Below are 1,338 nucleotides of genomic sequence, written 5' to 3' on the forward strand. Positions count from 1 at the left end.
TAGCAGGCTGTTGAAATACACTTCGCTGATACGCGGCCCATCGTTCCAACGAGCCGCCGCGCGAGGTTGGTCCATGTCGATTTGATGCCGGATGTCCTTAACTCAGGTGGAACCAATGTCATCTTCTCACCGAATTTCGCTCCTACGCTGCTTTAGTGGCGAGCGTGCGCATGCGAGTCAAGTTGTAGGCCGCCTGAGTCAACAGGAAGAGTTGGTCAACCCGCTCCAGCCCTCGATACATCACCTGCCGAATCCTGCCGACCGTCTTGCTCCAGCCAAAGACCTGCTCGATGCATTTGCGCTTGCGCTGACTGATGGCGTAGCCGGGCCAGCGCGTTGTACGTCCGTCAATGGCCGAGCCGCCCGCACGGCCATCGTTTTGCGCCACATGCGGCGTCACGCCATTTGCGCGGCACGTTGCCACAAAGCCAGCCGTGTCGTAGTTTTTGTCAGCGCCGACCGTAATCGATGCATCGGCAAACTGCGCAGCGTCCACAAGCATCTCGGCCGCTGTGTCTCGCTCGGCTGTGCCGTTGGCCTGCGTTACCTGCGCGTTCACAACGAGGCCATGCCGGTTATCGGTCAGCACGTGCCCCATATAGCAAAGCATCGCGCCCGTGCCACGACTCTTGCGAAACAGCCGCGCCTGACTGTCCGTGCTGGACTCATGTGTGTCGTTGCTGCGCTTCTCGCCATGCCAGTTCTCGTGGGAGCCAGCACCTCCGTCAGGCGGCGTATCGTCGTCCGACTTTGCCTTGGGCACAAAGCTCTTGTGTCCTGCCCAGGCCTGAATGAGCGTGCCATCGACACTGAAATGCTCGCCCGAGAGGTAGTCACGCACGCGTGCCGTCTCGACCGTGTCGTTGAACAGGCTAACAATGACGTCGTGAACCAGCAGTCGGTCGCGGTTCTTGCTGAAGGTGGAGTGATCCCACACCGCATCGTCCATCGCCAGACCAACAAACCAGCGAAAGAGCATGTTGTAGGAGATTTGCTCCATCAGCATGCGTTCGCTGCGAATCGAATACAGCACTTGCAGCAGCAGCGCCCGAATCAGCTTCTCCGGCGCGATGCTCGGGCGACCGCCTTTCGCGTCGCTCTCGTACATACGCGAAAAGACCGGATCCATGCGTGCAAGCGCATCGTTCAACCACAGCCGAATCGGCCGCAACGGGTGATTGACTGGAACGAAGTCATCCAGCTTGGACATCGTGAACATCGACTCGGTATAGCCGTCCGCTCCGCGCATCGCTTCAGTCTCAGTGTTGTCCGAATCTTTGTTTCAACGTTTACCCCTCCCGCCCGGATGACGTATGCGGGAGGTATTTCAACAGCCTG

The 1,338-nt window shown here is 59.0% G+C and carries 1 protein-coding gene; it reads right to left on the bottom strand.

Annotated elements, in window-relative coordinates:
• Window positions 1–142: 142 nt before the first annotated feature.
• Window positions 143–1,249 carry an IS5 family transposase gene (locus AB3X98_RS41945; RefSeq protein ID WP_368607189.1) on the bottom strand — a complete coding sequence of 369 codons (1,107 nt, stop codon included), beginning with the start codon at window positions 1,247–1,249 and terminating at the stop codon, window positions 143–145.
• Window positions 1,250–1,338: the final 89 nt, after the last annotated feature.

This window comes from Paraburkholderia sp. BR14312, assembly GCF_040948675.1.
Classification (GTDB): Bacteria; Pseudomonadota; Gammaproteobacteria; order Burkholderiales; family Burkholderiaceae; genus Paraburkholderia; species Paraburkholderia nodosa_A.

Excerpts from the sequence above, each read along its gene's own strand:
- AB3X98_RS41945 (WP_368607189.1), bottom strand. The coding sequence starts at position 1,249 with ATGCGCGGAGCGGACGGCTATACCGAGTCGATGTTCACGATGTCCAAG.